This window comes from Sphingomicrobium sediminis (genome assembly GCF_023805295.1).
Classification (GTDB): Bacteria; Pseudomonadota; Alphaproteobacteria; order Sphingomonadales; family Sphingomonadaceae; genus Sphingomicrobium; species Sphingomicrobium sediminis.
Genome location: NZ_JAMSHT010000001.1, coordinates 407,135 through 426,225, shown reverse-complemented (window position 1 = coordinate 426,225; position 19,091 = coordinate 407,135). Strand labels below are relative to the sequence as shown.

Below are 19,091 nucleotides of genomic sequence, written 5' to 3'. Positions count from 1 at the left end.
CGCAACGCTAGGCCAGACCGGCGGCACGGCGCAAGCGATGGATGAGCCGTTCACGCGCATCGAGCGCCTTTGCCGCACGGTCGGTCATCAGGTCACGCTCCAGGAAATGGCCCGACAGGTCGAGCGCATCGAGCACGGCGGGCCAGTCCCCCTGCCCGCCCTCGACGAGAAATGCCGGCAGCGCGAGCAACTTGCCCTTGTAGGGCTCCGCCGCCGCTGCGCTGACGGCACGGCCCGAACGCGGACTGACGGCCACCAGATGGTCATTGTCCCCCGTCACCGCACATTGCGTAAGATCGAGCCCGTAACCGAGCTCTGCGAGCAATAGCAGCTCATAGCGTGCCAGCGCCGCCGCCCAGTCACGTGCCGCCCCCGCATGCTCGATCGCATCGAGCAAGGCGGTGAGCGCCCCGTGGACCGAAGGATAAGGCTGTCGCTCCGGCAAGGCTGTCGCAGTCAGCGCGCAGACCCATTCGATGGCGGCGGCGGGAAGCGGCTCGCCGAGCAGCGGCCCGCGCGAGGCCACGAGTTCGACGCTCGCCTGCGGCAGTTCGCTGGGATTGCGGCTCGTCAAATCGGCGCGGACGGTATTGCCAGGCACCAGCACCGGCCCCAGCCGCCGTCCGTGTGCGCCGCGCACATAGGCCGCAACCAGCCCCTCTTCTCCCGTCGCCATGCGCATGACGGCGCCGCGCTCGCCATGGGCACGGACGCCAACGAGGATGCCGTCGAGCGTCTGCCTCATCGGCCCGGATCAGCCACGCGGGTGGAAATAGTCATAGACCTTCTGCGCGACGGCCTTGCTGATGCCGGGCGCGCGTTCGAGGTCGTCGAGGGCAGCGGACTTCACTGCCTTGGCGGTACCGAAATGCATGAGGAGCGCCCGCTTGCGCGTCGGCCCCACGCCCGGGACCTCGTCGAGCGTCGATCCGGTGAAGCTCTTCGCGCGTTTCTGGCGATGCGAGCCGATGGCGAAGCGATGTGCTTCGTCGCGCAGCCGCTGGAGATAGAAGAGCAAGGGCGCGTTGGTCGGAAAGGTCAGCTCGCGCCCGTCGGCGAGGTGGAAGACCTCGCGCCCCGCATTGCGGTCAGGGCCTTTGGCCACGCCAACAATGGGCACATCTTCGACGCCCGCTTCCTCCATGATCTCCAGCGCCGCGGACATCTGCCCCTTGCCGCCGTCGATCAGGATGAGATCGGGCCAGTCGCCTTTCTCGCGATCGGGATCCTCCTTGGCCAGCCGCGCAAAGCGCCGCGTCAGCACCTCGCGCATCATCCCGAAATCGTCGCCCGGCGTGATATTCGATTTGATGTTGAACTTGCGATAATTGTTCTTCCGGAAGCCCTCCGGCCCCGCGACGATCATCGCGCCGACCGCATTGGTCCCCATGATATGGCTGTTATCATAGACCTCGATCCGCTCGGGCGGGTCGGGCAATTCGAACGTCTCCGCCATCTCGCGCAGCAGCTTGGCCTGCGTCGTCGACTCGGCCATGCGCCGCTCGAGCGCCTCGACCGCATTGCGCGCGGCCTGGTCGATCAGCTTCTTGCGCGGGCCCCGCTGCGGACGGAGGATCTCAACCTTGCGCTCCGCACGCTCGGTCAGCGCCTCGGCCATCAAGTCGGCTTCTTCCATGGCACGGTCGACCAGCACCGCCTTGGGCGGCGGCACGTCGTCATAGAATTGCATGAGGAACTGGCTCAGCACTTCCTCGTCGGTCAGCCCCTCGACCCCCTTGGGGAAGAAGGCACGATGACCCCAATTCTGCCCGCCACGAATGAAGAAGGCCTGGATACAGATGGTCGCGCCCTTGCTCGCCAGTGCAAACACGTCGGCATCGCCAAGCCCTTCGGCATGGATAGTCTGCGATCCCTGAATATAGGTGAGTGCGCGTAGCCGGTCGCGATAGACCGCCGCCAGCTCGTAATCCTGCTTCTCTGCAGCCGCCGCCATCTGCTCGCCCAGCTTGGCTTGCACCCGCGTTGACTTGCCCGACAGGAAGCTTTTCGCATCCTCGACCAGCTCGCCATAATCCTCGGTACTGATCCGCCCCACGCAGGGCGCCGAACAGCGCTTGATCTGGTAGAGCAGGCACGGTCGGTCGCGCCCGCGGAAGAAACCATCCGAACAACTCCGCAGCAGGAACAGCTTCTGCAATGCATTCAGTGTATTGCGCACCGAACCCGCACTGGCGAACGGCCCGTAATATTGCCCCTTCGTCTTGCGCGCACCGCGATGCAGCCGGACCTGCGCAAAATCATGATCCTCGCGCAGCAGGATGAAGGGGAAGCTTTTGTCGTCACGCAGCAGCACATTGTAGGGCGGGCGGAAGCGCTTGATTAGCTGCGCCTCGAGTAGCAGCGCCTCGGCCTCGGTCTGCGTCGTCACGATCGTCATCGAGCGGGTCTGCGCGACCATGCGCTGCAACCGCTTCGTCAGCCGCGCGACCTGCGTGTAATTGGTGACGCGGTTCTTGAGCGCCCGCGCCTTGCCCACGTATAGTACGTCGCCGCGCGCATCGAGCATGCGGTAGACGCCCGGCCGCGCCGGCAATGTCTTCACGACATTGCGGATCGCGGCGATGCCTGCCTCGATATCGGGCTTGTCAGCACCCTTGACGGTATAGGTCGCCGCTTCCTCGTTGAAGCGCTCCTTCGCGTCTGGCGTATCGGGTCGTTCGGCCTTGCTCACAAGACCCTAACTAGGGAGCAAGTCGCACAGTTGCGAGGGATTACTCGTCCAGCGCGGCCAGCCCCGCGAGGGTCAGCCTGCGCCCCGGTGCGAAAGCCTGCGCTTTCTCATAGGCCGCACGCGCCTCTTCGTGCCGCCCAGCCGCCCGCAGCTCGTCGCCGAGCAATTCGTAGCTGGGCTTGGGAATGGCCGGCGGTCCGAATTCGACCGGCATGGCCGCCTCGGCTGCTGCAGCGGCTTCCAGCATGGCGAGGCCCTTTTCGGTGCGGCCTTCTGCCAAGGCGACGATGGCTTCGGCCTGCGCGTGCTGCCGCTTGATCCAGCTATCGCCTTCACCGGCCGGCATGCCGCGTTCGGCCATCATGCTTTCATACTCGCCGGACACCTTCTGCATGCGCGCCACCGCGTCGCGCGCCGCCTCGGGGTCGTTGCGCGAGGCAAGGACATCGCCATAGGCAAGGTTGAAGCGCGTGATCATGAAGGTGCCGTCCTCGAGCCCCATGGGCTCGGGCCAGACACCCGTATCGACCCCGCGACGGACCGCCATGCGCGACCAGCCCGCCATGCCGGGATCGAAGGTCGTGGGCTCTTCTGCCCCCTCCGCTTCGGCAACCGCACCAATCACCTGGGCCCGACATCCGTCGACAAGGTCGCTTACATCCTTGCCCTGCTGCAGGCGCGCATAGGACAGCCACTGGTTGTAATGCCCGCAATCGCTCTGCTCGCGCCCGGCCGCCAATCGCTGGCGGTCGACCACCACATCGGCATTGACGTTGGCGTCTTCGGCGGCTTCCCACATGCCAAGCGCGGTGAAGATATGGCTGACCATATGCTGTGCATGGCCCGCGTCGGGCGCGACCTCGGCATAGCGCTCGGCTGCGCGCAGCCCGAGTGGCGCATGGACCGGATCGTCATAGCTGTGGATCAGGTAGTGCAACACGCCGGGGTGCATGGGATGATCCATGAAACCGGGCTCCAGCACACCAGCCGCCTGCATATAGGTCGGGATATCGCGGCCATTATGCGTCGTGCCGATTAGGGCGAGCGCATAGAAGGCCCGCGCGTCGATATCGTCGGGATCAGCCTCATGGATCGCACGCATCTTGTCGAGATAGGCAAAGTCGCGCGCTTCCTTCTCGCCCTCGCCATAGAGCGTCTCGATCGCATCGAGCCACATCGCCTCGCGCTGGCTCCGCGTCTTGGCGAGGCGGCCTTCGCGGCTCGTATCCAGTCGTTCGAGAATGGCGATGGCAGCATCACGATCCTGCTGAAACCAGACCGGATGGTTGTGGGTCATCGCCTCGCCCCAATAGGCCATCACCCAGTCGGGATCGGCCGCCTGGGCGTCGCGAAACGCCTCGGCGGCGCGGTCATATTCGAAGCTGTGCAGCAGTGCGAGGCCCTTGAGGAAATCGGCCTTTGCCGCCTCATTCCCCTCATGCGCCCAGACCATATATTCATCGCCCACGCGGTCCTGCGCGAACGCAGCAGCCGGCGCAGCAGCGAGCAGCAACGCACCCGACACTCCAAGCAAGAGCTTCTTCATTTCGATGTCCCCCTGATGATGCGGAGGAGATTACCGCAACTTGGGGGGCATGGCAAAGCGCCGCCATCGACGGCGACGTCGCCAACGGCACCAAGCTAGCCTGAAAGACTTGAGCCCAACGCTTCGCGGAGCGGGCCCAGCCATTCGTCATAAGGCCGCCATGCCCCGACCCCGGCCCGATTGATCGGTTGTCGCACCTGCTCCGAACTGGCGGTGCGCACGGCGCGGTCGGTCCGGTGAAAGTCGACGCAGGCTTGCTCGAACGGCAGGCCCAAATGATCCAACATGCGGCGAACCTGCCCCTCCAGATCGTCGAGCACATCCTCGTGCTGGACACGCAGGACGGCGCCCGGCTGCACCTCGTCCCAATGCTCCATCAGGTCGACATAGTCGCGATAATAGGTGCCGATCTCTTCCAATCCGTAGGTGAATTCCTGCCCTTCCGCGAACAACTGCTTGAAGTTGCTCCAGCAGCAATCGAGCGGAGCGCGTCGTGCATCGATGATTTTCGCATTGGGCAGGATGAGGCGGATCAGCCCAATATGGCGAAAATTGTTGGGCATCTTGTCGATGAAGAAGGGCGCATCGCCGCGATGAACACGCGTATTCTCGAGGTATTCCTCGCCGAGCTTGCGTAGTTCTTCGCCGTCCATTTCGCCCAGAATGTCAGGATATTGGTCCTGACCGGCCTTGCGGCCGCGAAGACGGTGGGCGAGCGCTGGAATGTCGGGCAACTCCAGCGTTCCGTCGATCATGCTGTGCGAGGCCAGGATCTGCTCGATCAGGGTCGAACCTGCGCGCGGCAGGCCGAGGACGAAAATCGGATCGGGCGCCGAGCAACCTCGATCGCCTTTGCGGGCAAACAAGTCCGGTGTGAAGAAGTCGGCCTGTCGACGCAGTTCGGCCGTCATCTGCTCCTTGTCATAGCGCGACTGAATTTGCTTGAGCCGGTTGCCGCGCTCGTAATGCGCGAAGCTTCGCTCATATTCGCCCCCGTCTTCATAGGCCTTGCCGATTGCGAAATGCATGTAAACGCGGTCCTTGTAGACCGTAGCTTCGTCGTCGAGCAGCACCTCCATCGCGTCGATCTCGCTGTCTTGAAAACGATAGGTTTTCAGGTTGGCGAGCGCATGAAAGGCGTCGCCATGGCCGGGCGCAGCAGCGATGGCGGCATGATAGGACGCCTCGGCTTCTTCCCGCCGGCCAAGCGTCTTTAACGCATGGCCCTTGGAGGTGAGCGTTGCCGCATCCTCGGGCAATTTTTCCAGCACTTGATCGAACAAGGAGAGCGCCCTTTCATAGTCGCCTGTTTGCAGGGATTCGATCGCCAGGTGCGACTGGAAGGCAGGGTTCTCGGGATATTTGTCGTGAAGCCATTGAGCTTGATCTCGCGCCGCCTCGAACTTCTGGCGGCGACGCAGAACGTCGGCATAATCGAGCCGAAGCGACGCATTCTCCGGCGCGAAGGCGACAGCGCTTTCGAGCAGGAATTCGGCATCGTCGAGAATGCCCAATTGCATGCCGACCTGTGCAAGCAGCCGCATCGCCTCCACGTCCCTAGGGTGTTGCTGGAGGTAGGCCCGAAGCAGGCTTTCCGCGCGCAACGGGCGCCCTTCATGCAAATGGTTTCCCGCCGCCAGGACGTGAGGTGACAAGGTCTTGAGATGCGCCGACCGTGCCGCCGCAGCTTTCGCTTCGGCGGCCTCGGCCATCGAGGCAATGGCGCGCCAGCTTGCCTCCAGCATCGGATTGGCAGCCACGGCACGGCGATAGGCGGTCAATGCCGCTTGCCTGTTCCCCTCGTCACGTTCGAGATGGCCGACTTCCTGGAAAGCACGCCCGAATTCGGGTTGCTGCTCGAGCAAGGCCCGCTGGTGTTTGCGAGCTGCAGCAATCTTGCCGGCATAACGCGCAGAGACGGCTGCCAGATACAGCGCCTCTTCGCTAGCTGCCTCTTGTGCGAGCACCTTTTCGCAGAGCGAATAGGCGTCGTCGAATTGGCCGTTTTGCAGCGCCGCGCGGATCTGTTCTTGGGCCGAGCTCATGCACACCGCCTAGCGCAGAGGGGCGACCTTTTCCAAGGGAAAGGCCGCCCCGTCACATGTTCATGTTGCAGCGCTTAGAAATCCAAGCGAAGTCGCGCGCCAACGGTCGTCGGACGAGCATAAGTGATACGCGCCCGATCAAACACGAAGTTACCCGAAACTTGCGCACGTTCATCGAAAATATTGTCAGCGAAAACTTCCGCTGACCAGCGATCCCCGCGCACACCAGCCGATGCACCCACCGTAGTCCATGCGTCGAGCTTCAGCTTGTTGATTTCGATAATGTCCGTGAACTTCGAGGCCGAATGCGTGACCTGCGTCTGCACGAACCCATCATAGTCCACATTGATCGGGAATTCGTAGCGGACGCGCGCATTGCCCTGAAATTTCGGTGCAAAGGCGAGTGGCTCGCCCTCGACCACGTCATTGGTCGGAGTCAGCACTTCGGTAATCTCGCTGTCGAGGAACGAGACTGCACCTGCGATCGTCAGCCCTTCGAGGTCATAAGGCGCGTAGAGGAAATCTGCCTCGAGACCCATGATCTCCGCGTTCGCGGCATTGTCCGAGAAGAAAAGATTGCTGATCACCGGATCGAAGATCGTCGTCTGCAATTCGGTGATGTCGACATAGAAGGCGCTACCATTGAAACGGAGCTGCCGGTCGAACAATTCCGTCTTCCAACCAATTTCGTAATTGACCACTTCATCGGTGGCGAGTTCGAATGGCACGACGAATCCGTTAGGCCCATCTGCGCCGCCGGGGCGGTTGAGCAGGCCAGGACGGAAGCCTTCCGAATAGGTGCCGTAGAGCAAAACCCCGTCGCTGGGTGTCCAGGTCAACGTCGACTTGAAGATGACGCCGCTCGCTTCCGCCTTGTCAGGCGCCCCGACAGTATTGTCGGGGGCGAACTGCGCCGAAAGGTTCGTACCGAAGATCTGGGCGTCCTGACGCTCTTCGGGCGGCAGACCTGCGTTGGGGCCGAATGTGGAAGAGTTGAAGTTGCCCCCGCCCGCATTGGCGCTACCCTCGAAATCGACCTCGATGTCATAATAGCGGGCACCGACCATGAGCGAGAGCGTGTCGGGCACGATATCGAATGTCGCTTCACCAAAAATGCCGAACTGCTCGTCGGTGCGACGGACATCGTTGCGGAAATAGGTTTCGGGCGCAAAAGGCCCCGGATCGCTGAAGTAGCCCTGCGATTCATTACCGACCTGACCCTCGGTCGCCGCTGCATTGGTCAACGGGAAGTTCGGCAGATAGCCCCGCGTCACGCCATCCGAACCGCGCACCATCTGGCGCGAGTCATAGTTGAAGTTGGCGAGTTCGCGCAGTTCGAGGTCGGAATAGAAAGCGCCTGCCGTCAACCGGAAACGCTTGTCGGCCGGCGTGTTGAAGCGCAATTCCTGCGTCAGCACCTCGGTATCCGTGCGGCTATCCACGACACCATTAGGCTCGTAGCAGGTCGGATCTGCGGGCACATTGTCCACATAGGCTTCGTAAACGACGGCCGTATCGCAGAGATAATAAGGCAGGAACTGGCCGACGAAGAGATAGTCGGTGTAGTCGACCTGCTGCTCGGTCACGCGATCGGTGAAGGCGCCGGTATAGACCAATTCAAGGTCGGCCAGACGGCCTTCCACCGTGTAGCTCGTATTGTCGAAGCGATCCTTGATCGCCTCGTCTTCAAAGCGCTGGATAGCCAGATCCTCATCGAGAGTCGGGTCGGCAAGGAAGACGCCATCGCTATCGATCTGCTGGCGCGCATGGCTGACCTGTAACGACCAGTCATTGTTGATTTCCCAAAGCGCGCTGATGCGGCCACCGACATAGGTCAAATCGTTAAAGTCTTCTTCGACCAAAGCGCTATTCTCGGTCTCGAGAACGGTGACCCCCGCGGCCTCGAGATCGAGCCCTGCATCGAAGCCCGCACGATTGACGCCAACCGGCACGCCGTTATCGCGAACAGTTCCCACTTCACGGAAGCGCGCGCTCGCTTGCAAGTCACGCGTTCCGAAAACGTTGTCGATATAACCGCCCTGATCGTCATAATAGCCGACCGCACGGATCGCGATACTGCTCGTCACGGGGACGTTAAGCACGCCTTCGATCTTGTAGCTCGGCTCGCCCGACTTGGTCATCGAGGCGCCGCCCGACACGTAACCGCCGAGAAACCCGATTTCCGGACTGTTGGTGATGAGACGAACGACGCCCGCCTGGCTAGATGCACCGAACAGCGTGCCCTGAGGCCCGCCTAATACTTCGATGCGCTGAAGATCGGCAGCATAGATATCTAGGTTGCGACCCGGCTGCGACAGCGGCTGATCGTCGAGATAGAGCGCAACGTTTGGCGCCAAGCCGGCCACGCCCGCCGTCGTCAGGTTGGGCGTGGTCGAAGCAAGGCCGCGAATGTAGATCGTGCTCTGGCCCGGTCCACCGCCGCCAGCATTCACGTTTGGCAATTGCTCGAGATAATCCTCGAAATTGTCGACCCGCAGTTCGTCCAATTCCTCGGTGCTGATCGCCTGCACGGCCAGAGGCACGTCCTGCAGGTCTTCGGAACGCTTGGTCGCGGTGATGACGATCGGCTGCAAACCACCTTCGCGCGCTTCTTCCTGAGCGGGCTGCTCGGCAGATGCATCCTGCGCGAGCGCGGGCGTAGAAACAGCCAGCGCAAGTGCGCTGACGGAGGCACCGCATGCGATTTTGAGGGTCATGGACAATTCCTGTTGTGATTGACACTGGCAGCGCCCGGACAGGCGTGCCGGAAGAATTTTGGCCACGCATTCAAAGCAAATGCGCAAATATGACAGCGATGTAACAAGGGCTGTGAGCGATCACCACAGCGCTAGCCTAGAAAGTCGGATATAGATCTTCGCTGTGGCATAAAGAACACGCCGTCTAGGACTTTGGCCTGCGTTGATAATATTTCAATAGAGCAACGCAAGTCTCCAGCTTGCGAAACGAATACTTACAAGTAAGATACAAATACACTGAGGATTGGTGGCAGGCAGCCTCAGATATTTACATATCTGTTCTCAATTCGACTTGCCATTGATTGGGCGTTTAGCTTGCCTCGACTTGGCCGTCCCAATTCTCGCATGCAGCCGCCGTCGTCGGCACGCCGTGCCGTTTGCGGATGAGGTCGTAGATCACCGCTTTCACGATCGCCACGCCCATCAGCGCGACAACCACCGAAAAGGGCAATGCGCCGATGATCATCGTGATGCGGATGGCGTCGATCCCGCCAAGGATCAGCATCGAGCCCACGACAAAAGCCAAAGCGGCGCCCCAGAAGACGATGTGCAAACGGCGCTGCCCGTCATTGTCGCCCGCGCCATTGATCGTGTTGACGATCAGGATGGCGCTGTCCGCAGAGGTGATGAGGTAGGTCATCAGCAGGATGACGATCAGACCGGCGACCAAGGAGGCGACACCAGGATCGAGCATCACCGCGAGCGTCGCGTAAAGCTGGTCCGAAATGCCGGCTTCGAGGATGGAGCCATTGGCCGCTCCCGACAGCTCAAGATCGATGGCGGTGCCGCCGACCAGCGTCATCCATACGAAGCACATCAGCGAGGGAACGAGCACGACGCCGAACACATATTCGCGGATCGTCCGGCCTCGCGAGATCCGCGCAATGAACATGCCGACGAAGGGGGCGAACGCAATCCACCAGGCCCAGTAGAATACGGACCAGTCGAGCTGCCACTGGACCAGGGCTTCACCGAACGGCTCCGCCTTATCGAACAGCACCAGGCTGAGTTCCGGAAGCCGGCGCACATAATCGTAGAGTCCAGTTCCCAGCAGCTCGAGACCTAGCAAGCCGGAGCCCGCGACGAGGAACAGGACCAGCAATCCTACCGACAGCCCCATGTTCAGGTTGGAGAGCCATTTGATCCCCCTCCCCACGCCTGATAGCGCGCTTGCGGTCGACAATCCTACCAGGACGAGCAATGCCGTGACGATCGCAAGCGTCGATGACGATCCTTCGGCATCGAGCAGCCAGTCGCCCAGCCCGACACGATGAAGCCCGGCAACGAATTGCTCGACGCCCAAGCCCATCGTCACTGCGACCCCGAGAATGGTCGCCACGACAGCCACGATGTCGACGACATGCCCTGCCCCGCCCGACATCTTCTGACCGAACAAGGGGGCGAGTGCCGACCGGATCGTCAGAGGCAGGTTCCTGCGATAGGCGACATATCCGATCGCCAGACCGACAAGCGCGTAGGTACACCAGGCGGCAAATCCCCAATGCAGGAACGTATAGGCGTAAGCGGGTCGCACGGCCTCGGCGCTTGCCGCGGCAATCTCCCCGCGAATGATTTGCGGGTTATTGACGAAATGAGCCAGCGGCTCGCCAGTGGAATAGGTCAGCATGCCAATGCCGATGCCGGCACCGAATAGCATCGAGAACCAGGAGAAGCGGCTGAATTCCGGTTCTTCGCCCGGCGCTCCGATCCTCAAGCTGCCTGCTTTGGGCGTGAGGGCAAGCGCGAGGCAGATCACTCCCAATGCGACGACCAGATAGACATACCAGCCGCTGAACGTGGAGATGATCGTGTTGTTCGCAGCGCTGAGCGTGTTGCTCGCGCTGACGGGAAAGAAGATCGCCCACATGATGATGAGCGAGACGATGATCTTGGAGGGGATCGTGACCTGCCGGCTGAAGCCATCGTAGAAGCCACGATCATGCGTATCGATCGGGAGGTCGATCAGTGGCGGATCGACAGGATAATCCCGCGTGTCGGCCTTCGTGTCAGTCTCGCCTGTCATGCATGCCTCGTCCGGAATGAGTCCGGCCGCCCGACCGCATCACCATGCGAAGACCGCCCGATTAAGAGCAGCCTAGCCTATCGAAGTTGCAGGGCATAACAACCCCGCCCCCATCAGGTCGGGGCGCATCGTCTTGAACGGCAGGAGTGCCTACGCGATCGGCGGCGCTACCGCCGATCGCGACGCTGTCATTCGGCGGGCTGGCCCCACACGCGGACCCAGTCGACCGCCATTTCGGGTTCGCCGCGCTGAATCGCTTCGACCGTCTCTTGCGGCAGGCCATAATAGGGCTCAACAATATCATTGACCTTCCACGGATAGACGCCGCCAACCGCGAAATTGAGGATCAGATATTTGGGATTGTCGTAGGACCAGCGCCCCATTTCCTCGATCTCGGCCTTTGTGACGCGCCAGAATTCGCGATCGTCGACGAAGAAGGCTATGTCTTCGGGCGTCCATTCGACGGCATAGACATGCCAGCCAGTGGCATCCTCACCTTCGGGGAAATAGAAGCGCTCGACGGGCGCCTCCTCGCCCGAATAGCCGGGGCCATGGACGGCGACACCGATCCAGTCCGTCTGTCCGACATATTCGAGGATGTCGATCTCGCCCGTGTCGGGCCATTGGCCATTGCCGAGCAGCCACCAGGCCGGCCACACGCCAACATGGTCGGTCATCTTGATGCGCGCCTCGGCGCGGCCATAGGCGAAGTCGAAATTGCCCTTCGAATTGATGCGGCCCGAGACGAAATCGGCGGTGCGGCGCTCGGAATCCTCGGCACCGGCGCGAAATTCGGGCTTGAGGACGAGGACGCCTCCCTCGGCCCCTTCCATCGTCTCGCGGAAAGAAATGACGCCGGGCTCGTCGACATAGACCTGCAGCTCGTTGTTGACCCAGAATTCGGGGCCCTCAACATTCCATTTGTCGCGATCGAGCGCACCATCATCGAAGCCGTCTTCGAACAGCACGGTTCGCGCCGCATCGTCGGTTGCGGTCGCCTCTTCGGTGGTCTCGTTTCCGGTGCAGGCGCACAGCGCCAGGGCCATTACGGCCGTGAGGGTCAATCGCATCGTCATCCTCTCAATTGTGAGCGTTCACATGATAGGCAACCTGACGAACCCGCCAGCGTTTGTCTAGGCCGCCTCGGTTGCCGCCTCGCCACCAACAAGCCAGTCGACCGCACTTGCCGCATGGATTGCGGTCGTGTCGTAAACCGGCAGCACGTTGGCACGCGCATCGACGGCCAGCACCAGCTCTGTACAGCCAAGGATCACCGCATCGGCTTTCTGCTTGTCGAGCTCGGTGATGATGCTCTTCAGCGCACGCTGACTGTCGCGCTTGACGACGCCGACGGCGAGCTCCTCGAAGATGATACGGTCGATTTCGTCGAGCCAGTCGGTCTGCAGGTCCATGAGGTCCAGCCCCGCCTCCAGATAGGGCGTGCGCGCTTCGTCATGCGTCATCGTGAAGCGTGTGCCGAGCAAGGCGACGCGCTGGCGCTCGTCAGCCTTGAGGCGTGCGATGGTCGGCGGCGCGATGCCGAGCATTTCGAGGCCGGTTGCTTCGGCCACGGCCGGCGCAAATCGGTTCGACGTATTGGAGGCGATCAGGATCGCGTCGGCACCGCCGGCCTTGAGCGCCTCGCCGGCCTTGACGATATGCGCTTCGGCGCGCGCCCGCTGGCCCGCCCGCTGCGCCGCCGCGTAGGGTGCCAGATCGATGCTCTCGATCATCAGGCGCGCCGAATGCAGCCCGCCAAGGCGCCGTGCGATGCCCTCGTTGATCGCCCGATAGTAAAGCTCGGTGGAATTCCAGCTGGTGCCCCCGATGATACCCAATTTACGCAAGGAAGAAGCCTCTTAACCGTCTAAGTGTTGGAAGAAGCTTCTTATTCCCCGCAAATGCGCGCGGGTTCAACCGGTTTCGGCGACACGCTCCAGCATTTCGTCGCCGAACCGAACCGTTCCGGGGCGTTTTCGGACGACCTAGTCGAGCGCCTTGACGATTTCCTCGACCATCTTCTTCGCATCGGACAGCAGCATCATCGTCTGGTCCTTGAAGAAGACTTCATTCTCGACACCCGCATAACCCGCACCGCCCATCGACCGCTTGATGAAGAGTGTCGTGCGCGCTTTCTCCACGTCGAGCACGGGCATGCCGTAAATGGGCGAGGTCTTGTCGGTCTTGGCCGCCGGGTTGGTGACATCGTTGGCGCCGATCACGAAGGCGACATCGGCCTGCGCGAATTCGCTGTTGATATCCTCCAGCTCGAACACCTCGTCATAAGGCACGTTTGCCTCGGCGAGCAGGACGTTCATGTGCCCTGGCATACGGCCCGCGACGGGATGGATGGCATATTTCACCTCGACGCCCTTTTCCTTGAGCATGTCGGCCATCTCGCGCAGCACGTGCTGCGCCTGCGCCACCGCCATGCCGTAACCCGGCACGATGATGACCTTGTCGGCCTGCTCGAGGAGGAAGGCGGCATCTTCGGCGCTGCCCGACTTGTAGGGACGATCGATGGCGGGGCCCTTGTCGCCACCGCTCGAACTGTCCTGGCCGAAACCGCCTGCAATGACGCTGATGAAGCTGCGGTTCATCGCCTTGCACATGATATAGCTGAGGATCGCGCCTGACGAGCCGACCAGCGCCCCGGTAATGATCATCGCGGTATTGCCGAGCGTGAAGCCCATCGCCGCCGCGGCCCAACCCGAATAGGAATTGAGCATCGACACGACGACCGGCATGTCCGCGCCGCCGATCGGGATGATCAGCAGGAAGCCGACCGCGAAGGCAGCGACGAGGATGACCGGGAAGATCCAGCCGGGCACCGGCGTCGTCAGCGCGAACAAGGCCGTCAGCGCGACGATGCCCGCCAGCGTGCCCAGGTTGATGACATGGCGTGCGGGCAACAGGATCGGCGCGCCCGACATGTTGCCGTTCAATTTGGCAAATGCGATGACCGAGCCCGAGAAAGTGATCGCACCGATCGCCGCACCCAGCGCCATTTCGACCCGTGCCACGGGATCGAGGACGAAGCGCGGCTCGGGCCCCGAGGCGACCTCGACGAGCAGCCCGAAGGCACCCGGATTGGCATAGGCCGCCGCGGCGACCAGCACCGCCGCCATACCGACGAGACTGTGAAAAGCCGCCACCAACTGCGGCATCGCGGTCATGGCGATGCGCCGCGCGATGGTGAAGCCGATGATGCCACCAATCGCGATGGCGGCGACGATCTCTGGTAGGCTGGCAATTTCGTGCGTGACCAAGGTCACGACCACCGCGATGGTCATGCCGACCATGCCATACATATTACCCTTGCGGCTGCTCTCGGGGCTCGACAGGCCGCGCAGCGCGAGGATGAAACAGACGCCCGCAACGAGATAGGCGAGCAGTACCCAGGCGGGGACGTCGCTGCTGCCGGCGGCGATGAGAAGCGAGAGCGTTTCCATCACTTACGCTCCTTCTTTTTATACATGGCTAGCATGCGCTGGGTGACCGCGAAGCCACCGAAGATGTTGATGCTGGCGAGGACCACGCCGATCAGGCCGAGCCATTTGGCGACCGCATTGCCGCTCGCCGCCGCCGCGATCAGCGCGCCGACGATGATCACCGATGAAATGGCGTTGGTCACGGCCATGAGCGGGGTGTGGAGCGCCGGGGTTACCGACCAGACCACATAATAGCCGACAAAACATGCCAGCACGAAGATCGACAGGATGGAGATGAATTCCATGTTGGACGCCCCCTTTTCTTGGCGAACAGTCATGGCAAGCGCGCTTGGCCATGTCGAGGGGGCAGATTTTCCACCGTTTCGGACGGTTAACCGGATTGAGGTTTCCGATTTGATAACCTTTAGGGGGCATAGAGGGGCCGCACTGAAGCGGAGCCGAGATGATGAAGCGCTCGAACAAGAGTGCCAAGGCAGGCAATGGCAAGGCGCCGAAGCTGTTCGTATGGACGGTGCTGGCGGCGATTGTCTTCGTCCTGATCGATTTCGGCGCACCGTTCGAGGACATCGCCCGCACCGTCCGCAACAAGGCGCATGCCAATGATGCGAGCGGTCAAATCGTCCTCGTCGCCATCGACAAGGAAAGCACCGAAGCGCTCGGCCTCCAGCCTTGGCCGCGCACCGAGCATGCCAAGCTGATCGAAAACGCCACCAAGGCGGGCGCCAAGGAGATCTATTTCGATCTCGTCTTTACCGGTCGCCAGACCGAAGACGGTGATGCCGAACTCGCGCAGGCAATGTCAGAGGCCGGCAACGTCACCATCGCGGCGATGGAAGATCGCGGACAAATCGTCGAGGGCTCCAATGTCGGCCTTCCCGACACGCATTTCCACAAGGCGGCCGATGTCGGCTCGATCAATGCCTTCTACAATTTCCAGAGCGCGGTGTGGGAACTGGCCTATGCCGATCGCATCGGCGACCGCGTCTATCCGACATTCGCTGCCAAGATGGCCGGGGTCGAGGGCGAACCGGGCGAGACGTTCAACATCGACTATTCGATCCGTCCCGAAAGCGTACCGACGGTCAGCGCGATCGACCTGATCGAAGGCCGTGTCGATCCGGCAGAGATCGAGGGCAAAACCCTCATCGTCGCCATCACCATGCTGCAGCTGGGCGACCAATTCTATATTCCGGGATATGGCCGCGCCGGCGGTGCCTATGTGCAAATCCTCGGCGCGGAATCGCTGATGAACGGCAAGCCTGTCGCGCTGGGATGGCTTCCCGCCTTCCTGCTCGCCGCGCTGGCGCTGGGTGCCGCCTGCTGGACCACGCGCCTGCGCGTGCGCTTCGGTGCGCTGATTACGGGCGCCGCCATCCTGCTGTTCGTGCCGGTCCCGATGGAAGCGCGCCACGTCTATGTCGACATCATGCCGGGCCTGTTCATCATCCTCGTCGGCATCGGGGTGTTCAGCTACCGCTTCTTCCAGTCGCGAGGCCTCGTCAACGCGCTCACCAACCTGCCCAACCTCGCCGCGCTGCGTGCCGAGAAGGGCAATCGCGACATGCCGCTAATCGCCGCGCGCGTGCACAATTATGCCGAGATCGCCTCGACGTTGAATGCCGAGGGCGAGCGCCGTCTAGTCGAACAGATCGCCGCCCGCCTCGCACTGGGCCGCCATGACGGTTGGAAACTCTATCAGGGCGACGAAGGCATCTTCGCCTGGTTCGTCGAGAATGATGTCGCCATTTCCAACCATCTTGAAGCGCTGCACGCATTGTTCCGCAGTCCGGTCAGCATCGCCGACCAGCCTTATGACGTCGTCATCAGCTTTGGTGTCGAACAGGGTTCGGGCCGCAGCCTTGCAAGCCGTCTGGGCTCGGCGCTCGTCGCCGCCGACGAAGCCGAGGCCGAAGCCATCAAGTGGAAATATCACGACCCGGCGCGTCTCGAGGAAACGCCGTGGAAGCTGTCGCTGCTCTCGCAGCTCGACCAGGCGATCAAGGATGGCGAAGTCGAAATCGCGCTCCAGCCCAAGATGGCAACCAAGGACAAGCGCGTCATCGGCGCCGAGGCGCTGGCCCGCTGGACCCATCCGGAGAAGGGCCCGATCAGCCCGGTCGAATTCATTGCCGCCGCCGAGGCCAATGATCGCATCGCGCCGCTCACTTATCATGTCATGGAACTGGCCGGCCGTGCCGCCGCGCAGCTGCGCCAGGTCGAGCCCGATTTCAACGTCGCGGTGAACCTGTCGGCACGCATGCTCAACGACCATCGCCTCGTCGGCGAAGTCCTGTCGATGCTCGATCGCCACGATCTGCCGCCGACCGCGCTGACGCTGGAGCTCACCGAAACCGCGGCCCTTTCGGGTAGCGGTGCCGATCTCGAACTGCTCTCGCAATTGAAGCGGATCGGCATCAAGATTTCGATCGACGATTATGGCACCGGCCTGTCGACGCTGGAATATCTCAAGAAGGTCCCGGCCGAAGAACTCAAGATCGACCAGGGCTTCATCCGATCGATGAACGAAAACCGCTCCGATCTCATCATGGTCCAGTCGACCATCGCCCTCGCCCACTCGCTCGACCGCAAGGTCGTCGCCGAGGGCGTCGAGGACAGCCAGGTGCTCGAGCAGCTGACGATGATGGAATGCGATCTCGTCCAGGGCTTCGTGGTGGGCCGCCCGATGGGCCTCAAGGAACTGGTCCGCCGCCTCTCGCGCGATAAGAAGCGCCGCGCCGCCTGACAGGTGCGGACCGTGCGCAGGCGCGCCTCAAAGCATTGCGAAAGTAAAAGTTAACGCCGCCAAGTCGTCGTGCGCCTAGTCATGAGTCGCGCCAGAGTCGCGCGCCCCTTTCTTCCCAAAATCGATGAATCGTGAAGCTAAGTGCGGCGACGTGATTCCTCCATTATGGTAAATAACTTGCTAACCATTTCTATTAGGGTTAATAGGAACGGGCATGCGCCGAGTGCGCGAAGTTGGAAAAAGGGGATTTGGAATGGCTAAGAAGACCAAGCCCGTGAAGGGTTTCTGGGACTGGCTCCTGGGTGGCGGTTGGACCGGCACCGGCGGTGTCGGCTAAACCCGGACACAATTAAAAAGACTAACCCGGCTTCGGCCGGGTTTTTCTTTGTCTACAGTAGGTTAGATCCGTATCGGATCGACATTTTCGGGGCTTGTTTCGCGCTTGAAACGAGCCCCGAATGCCGTTTTAGCCGGACAGCCGCTCGTGGACAATCTTGCCGTCCTTGGTCAGCCGGATACCGGTGACGATCTCGTCATCGTCAGGCAGGACGAATCGGGCCGAATCACCCCCTGATTCGCCTTCTTCCTCGGCCATGAAGGCGAGGATGAAATTGGCGATATTGCGCGAAAACAGCGCCGCGGCATCGCCCGCAAGGTCGCGCGCCAGCTGTACCGTGCCGACGATTTTGACGCCGTGGACGGTCGTCGTTTCGCCAGCCACGCAGCCCTCGACATTGCCGCCCGCCTCGGCTGCGAGGTCGATTATAACGCTGCCCGGCTTCATCGTCGCCAGCTGCGCATCGCTGATCAGCCGCGGCGCCGGGCGACCCGGAATGAGCGCAGTCGTGATGACGATGTCCTGCTTGGCGATATGGCCCGACACCAGTTCGGCCTGCGCCTTCTTATATTCCTCGGAGGTCTCGCCGGCATAGCCGCCCTGCCCCTCGCCCTCGATCCCCTCGACATTTTCGACGAAGATCGGCTTGGCGCCGAGCGACTTGATCTGTTCCTTGGTGGCCGATCGCACGTCGGTCGCACTGACCTGTGCGCCAAGGCGCTTGGCCGTGGCGATCGCCTGCAAGCCTGCGACACCCACGCCCATGACGAAGACCTTGGCCGGGCTCACCGTGCCCGCTGCGGTCATCATCATCGGGAATGCGCGCTCGTAAGTCGCCGCCGCATCGACGACGGCCTTGTAGCCCGCAAGGTTGGATTGCGAGGACAGGATGTCCATCGACTGCGCGCGAGTGATGCGCGGCATCCATTCCATCGCTAGCGCCTCGAGCCCGAGACCGGCATAGCCGCCGATCCGCTCGGGATGCGTCGCCGGCGACAAGGCACCGATCAGATAGGCACCCTTCTTGGCGCCTTTCAGCTGGCTGGGGTCGGGCCCCTGCACGCCAAGCAGCATGTCGCCGCTGGAGATCGCCGTTTCGCGGTCGACCATCTTGGCCCCCGCTTCCTCATAGGCGGCATCGGAAAATCCGGCACGCTCGCCCGCGCCATGTTCGACCTGGAGGGTCAGCCCCTTGGCGGCCAGCTTCTTGACCGTTTCGGGGATGGCGGCGACGCGCGGTTCTTCCGCGGCTTCCTTGAGGACCGATACGATCATTACGTGATCAGGATCATCACGAGAATGACGATCGGCACGACCAGGATGATCGACCATTTCACGAGACCGAGGAAGGTCGACCAGCTCGAACGGTGCGCCGGATAGTCCATTTCGGTGGCGGTGGGATGTTTCTTGTCGGCCATGGGATCCTCTCAAATGCCGAAAGTTGAGGTTTCCAGGCCTTCTAACAAGCCAAGCGGCATGTCGGAAGAACCTTTATGG

The 19,091-nt window shown here is 61.9% G+C and carries 13 protein-coding genes; 1 reads left to right on the top strand and 12 read right to left on the bottom strand.

Features of this window, described 5'->3' with window-relative positions; all coding sequences use genetic code 11:
• Positions 1-7: 7 nt before the first annotated feature.
• From recO to NDO55_RS02035, 10 genes are all read right to left on the bottom strand, one after another.
• Complete coding sequence (gene recO, locus NDO55_RS02080) at positions 8-745, bottom strand: DNA repair protein RecO (RefSeq protein ID WP_252111961.1); 738 nt, start codon at positions 743-745, stop codon at positions 8-10.
• A 9-nt stretch (positions 746-754) separates the two neighbouring features.
• Positions 755-2,692: an excinuclease ABC subunit UvrC gene (gene uvrC, locus NDO55_RS02075; protein ID WP_252111959.1), complete on the bottom strand. Its 1,938-nt coding sequence runs from the start codon at positions 2,690-2,692 to the stop codon at positions 755-757.
• A 40-nt stretch (positions 2,693-2,732) separates the two neighbouring features.
• On the bottom strand, positions 2,733-4,238 hold the full coding sequence (locus tag NDO55_RS02070) for a tetratricopeptide repeat protein (protein ID WP_252111957.1): 1,506 nt from the start codon (positions 4,236-4,238) through the stop codon (positions 2,733-2,735).
• Between the two features lie 95 nt (positions 4,239-4,333).
• On the bottom strand, positions 4,334-6,283 hold the full coding sequence (locus NDO55_RS02065; RefSeq protein ID WP_252111955.1) for a tetratricopeptide repeat-containing sulfotransferase family protein: 1,950 nt from the start codon (positions 6,281-6,283) through the stop codon (positions 4,334-4,336).
• A gap of 74 nt (positions 6,284-6,357) precedes the next feature.
• A complete protein-coding gene (locus NDO55_RS02060) occupies positions 6,358-9,000 on the bottom strand; it encodes a TonB-dependent receptor (RefSeq protein ID WP_252111953.1) in 2,643 nt (880 codons plus the stop codon).
• Between the two features lie 349 nt (positions 9,001-9,349).
• On the bottom strand, positions 9,350-11,062 hold the full coding sequence (locus NDO55_RS02055) for a BCCT family transporter (protein ID WP_252111951.1): 1,713 nt from the start codon (positions 11,060-11,062) through the stop codon (positions 9,350-9,352).
• 188 nt (positions 11,063-11,250) lie between these two features.
• Entirely contained in the window at positions 11,251-12,132 is an 882-nt protein-coding gene (locus NDO55_RS02050) for a glycoside hydrolase family 16 protein (protein WP_252111949.1), read from the bottom strand.
• 63 nt (positions 12,133-12,195) lie between these two features.
• A complete protein-coding gene (locus NDO55_RS02045) occupies positions 12,196-12,909 on the bottom strand; it encodes an aspartate/glutamate racemase family protein (RefSeq protein WP_252111947.1) in 714 nt (237 codons plus the stop codon).
• A 138-nt stretch (positions 12,910-13,047) separates the two neighbouring features.
• On the bottom strand, positions 13,048-14,514 hold the full coding sequence (locus NDO55_RS02040) for an NAD(P)(+) transhydrogenase (Re/Si-specific) subunit beta (protein ID WP_252111945.1): 1,467 nt from the start codon (positions 14,512-14,514) through the stop codon (positions 13,048-13,050).
• The gene (locus tag NDO55_RS02035) at positions 14,514-14,798 is read right to left on the bottom strand and encodes a proton-translocating transhydrogenase family protein (protein ID WP_252115501.1); all 285 of its coding nucleotides are present in this window, start codon (positions 14,796-14,798) and stop codon (positions 14,514-14,516) included. Before NDO55_RS02035 ends, NDO55_RS02040 begins: the two co-directional genes overlap by 1 nt.
• A 158-nt stretch (positions 14,799-14,956) precedes the next feature.
• Between NDO55_RS02035 and NDO55_RS02030 the strand changes: the two genes are divergently transcribed.
• Positions 14,957-17,257 carry an EAL domain-containing protein gene (locus tag NDO55_RS02030; protein WP_252111943.1) on the top strand — a complete coding sequence of 767 codons (2,301 nt, stop codon included), beginning with the start codon at positions 14,957-14,959 and terminating at the stop codon, positions 17,255-17,257.
• Between the two features lie 466 nt (positions 17,258-17,723).
• On the opposite strand, the gene NDO55_RS02025 is transcribed toward NDO55_RS02030, so the two are convergent.
• Together NDO55_RS02025 and NDO55_RS02020 are read right to left on the bottom strand one after the other, a co-directional pair.
• Entirely contained in the window at positions 17,724-18,869 is a 1,146-nt protein-coding gene (locus NDO55_RS02025; RefSeq protein WP_252111941.1) for an NAD(P) transhydrogenase subunit alpha, read from the bottom strand.
• Positions 18,869-19,012, bottom strand: a complete 144-nt coding sequence (locus tag NDO55_RS02020; protein WP_252111939.1) for an aa3-type cytochrome c oxidase subunit IV — start codon at positions 19,010-19,012, stop codon at positions 18,869-18,871. Before NDO55_RS02020 ends, NDO55_RS02025 begins: the two co-directional genes overlap by 1 nt.
• Positions 19,013-19,091: the final 79 nt, after the last annotated feature.

What these genes read in the sequence shown, in the direction of transcription:
- recO (WP_252111961.1), bottom strand. Translation starts at nt 745, where the DNA reads ATGAGGCAGACGCTCGACGGCATCCTCGTTGGCGTCCGTGCCCATGGC.
- NDO55_RS02070 (WP_252111957.1), bottom strand. Translation starts at nt 4,238, where the DNA reads ATGAAGAAGCTCTTGCTTGGAGTGTCGGGTGCGTTGCTGCTCGCTGCT.
- NDO55_RS02065 (WP_252111955.1), bottom strand. Translation starts at nt 6,283, where the DNA reads ATGAGCTCGGCCCAAGAACAGATCCGCGCGGCGCTGCAAAACGGCCAA.
- NDO55_RS02060 (WP_252111953.1), bottom strand. Translation starts at nt 9,000, where the DNA reads ATGACCCTCAAAATCGCATGCGGTGCCTCCGTCAGCGCACTTGCGCTG.
- NDO55_RS02055 (WP_252111951.1), bottom strand. Translation starts at nt 11,062, where the DNA reads ATGACAGGCGAGACTGACACGAAGGCCGACACGCGGGATTATCCTGTC.
- NDO55_RS02050 (WP_252111949.1), bottom strand. Translation starts at nt 12,132, where the DNA reads ATGCGATTGACCCTCACGGCCGTAATGGCCCTGGCGCTGTGCGCCTGC.
- NDO55_RS02040 (WP_252111945.1), bottom strand. Translation starts at nt 14,514, where the DNA reads ATGGAAACGCTCTCGCTTCTCATCGCCGCCGGCAGCAGCGACGTCCCC.
- NDO55_RS02035 (WP_252115501.1), bottom strand. Translation starts at nt 14,798, where the DNA reads ATGGAATTCATCTCCATCCTGTCGATCTTCGTGCTGGCATGTTTTGTC.
- NDO55_RS02030 (WP_252111943.1), top strand. Translation starts at nt 14,957, where the DNA reads ATGATGAAGCGCTCGAACAAGAGTGCCAAGGCAGGCAATGGCAAGGCG.
- NDO55_RS02025 (WP_252111941.1), bottom strand. Translation starts at nt 18,869, where the DNA reads ATGATCGTATCGGTCCTCAAGGAAGCCGCGGAAGAACCGCGCGTCGCC.
- NDO55_RS02020 (WP_252111939.1), bottom strand. Translation starts at nt 19,012, where the DNA reads ATGGCCGACAAGAAACATCCCACCGCCACCGAAATGGACTATCCGGCG.